This window comes from bacterium (assembly GCA_029210965.1).
In the GTDB taxonomy this organism is placed as follows: Bacteria; BMS3Abin14; BMS3Abin14; order BMS3Abin14; family BMS3Abin14; genus JALHUC01.
In genome coordinates, this window is sequence record JARGFZ010000100.1 from 1 (window position 1) to 1,573 (window position 1,573).

Annotated in this window: 2 protein-coding genes and 1 pseudogene; all 3 read right to left on the reverse strand. The window is 54.9% G+C overall.

The features are described 5' to 3' along the window. Nucleotides 1–30 precede the first annotated feature (30 nt). The 3 genes and pseudogenes from P1S59_14425 to P1S59_14435 all read right to left on the reverse strand — a co-directional run bounded on the left by P1S59_14425 (nucleotide 31) and on the right by P1S59_14435 (nucleotide 1,497). Nucleotides 31–507 carry a transposase gene (locus P1S59_14425; protein MDF1527422.1) on the reverse strand — a complete coding sequence of 159 codons (477 nt, stop codon included), beginning with the start codon at nucleotides 505–507 and terminating at the stop codon, nucleotides 31–33. 96 nt (nucleotides 508–603) lie between these two features. Further along, nucleotides 604–822, reverse strand: a pseudogene (locus tag P1S59_14430) (transposase). Between the two features lie 27 nt (nucleotides 823–849). Continuing rightward, a complete protein-coding gene (locus tag P1S59_14435) occupies nucleotides 850–1,497 on the reverse strand; it encodes a transposase (protein ID MDF1527423.1) in 648 nt (215 codons plus the stop codon). Nucleotides 1,498–1,573 lie beyond the last annotated feature (76 nt).

Here is a 1,573-nt window from a genome sequence, read left to right on the forward strand (position 1 = left end):
TGGTTTTTCGCAACTCCCCGCCATATGTTCCTAAACCGTGATCGGCTGAACTGGATCAAAACCGAGTAAAAGAAGAACGTTGATTCTCCTGTCCTGAGCCGTCCCGACCTTCCCCGCTGCCGCCGGTTTCAGCTTGCCGTGGGTCACCAGCAACCGGATGTTCTGGATGGCGGCAATGAGATAGTCCTGCATCCGGACCCGCTCAGTCCCGCGCCACCTGGCCCTTTTGAACCCATAACGACCTGATTCGGCAAACGACCCTTCCATGAAATGCTTCCGAATAACGATGTCACGTCGCCCGGCCCGGCTCCTGGCGATATCGTAGGACCGGTCCAGGATATCCTGTTCGAAGTGCCGTTTGACCGTCCTTCCTCCTGTCGTTGACCGGGTGCATTTGGGCCGAAGATCACACGCCCGGCAATCTTCCTTCCTCGCCATGTATTCACAGGATTGTTTATCTTCCCACCGGTGACGCAGCGTCATCGGCTTGCCGGCGGGACAGATCATCGTGTCCTCAATGGCATCGTAAACGAAAGCGGAGGGAGGAAAGATCCCCTTGCGGGTTCCTTTGTCCTTATGAAAGTCCGGCAGCGGAGGGATGTGAACCCGGACCCCTCTCTCGTGACAGGCGAGGAAGTTCTCCTTTGTCCCGTACAAGGCATCAGCCACAACCGTTACCGCTCCCCGTCCCGTGTTGGCATGATGACCATCCAACAACTCCACCAACCGGTGAGCCCCACTCTCGTCACCCGGCCCAACAAACGTCTGCGTTATCACTCCGTAAGATCCGTCCACAGCCCGGTGGGACTGGTAGCCCAGGTTTGCCTTGCCTTTGCCCTTGCGAACAACCTATGCCTCCGGATCGGTCGTGGAAATGAAGCGGCGGTTCACCACATCCTGGCGGGGCGGCTTGCCACTGTCATCGGAAGGATCATCATCGTCATCGTCTTCAAGGTTCTCCAGGCGCTTCTCCAGCTGACGATATGCCTTGTTGAAATACTTCTTCAGAGAGTGCGTATCAACAATGGACTCCCTCGACGCGTCAGCATCCACAAGACTCGAATCCATAAACAGCTTCTTCCCCTCCACCAGACCGGCCTCCACACACTGATAGACGATCCGCTCGAAAAAGGTCTCAAACAGTTTGGCTCCCCATCTCCGGCGCGCCTTACTCAAAACACTATGATGAGGGATCTCAGAATCCAGGTCATATCCGAGGAACCACAGCCAATCCAGACGCTCCGGCAAGGTGTCCATCATCTCCCGCTCACTGCGAACGTTGTAGAGCATCAACAGCACCAGAAGCTTCAAAATAACGGGCGGAGGGACAGATACGTTCCCGTTGGTACCGTAAAGATGCTCCACCTCATCGGACACGAAACCAAAGTCAATGGCCGCAGCTACCTTGCGTAACAGATGGTTCGGACGGATGCGTTTATCGAGATTAAAGGAAGTGTAAAACAGGGAAGGCTGGGGCGGATCCTCGCGACCCATCATAGGCAAAACCTCCATAAAAAGGTTGCCTGTATATTACCATAACAGCTACCCTGAACCCAATAAAACCAAGCATTTG

Bases quoted from the DNA above. Each gene is read 5' to 3' on its own strand.
- P1S59_14435 (MDF1527423.1), bottom strand. From the start codon at position 1,497: ATGATGGGTCGCGAGGATCCGCCCCAGCCTTCCCTGTTTTACACTTCC.
- P1S59_14425 (MDF1527422.1), bottom strand. From the start codon at position 507: ATGATCTGTCCCGCCGGCAAGCCGATGACGCTGCGTCACCGGTGGGAA.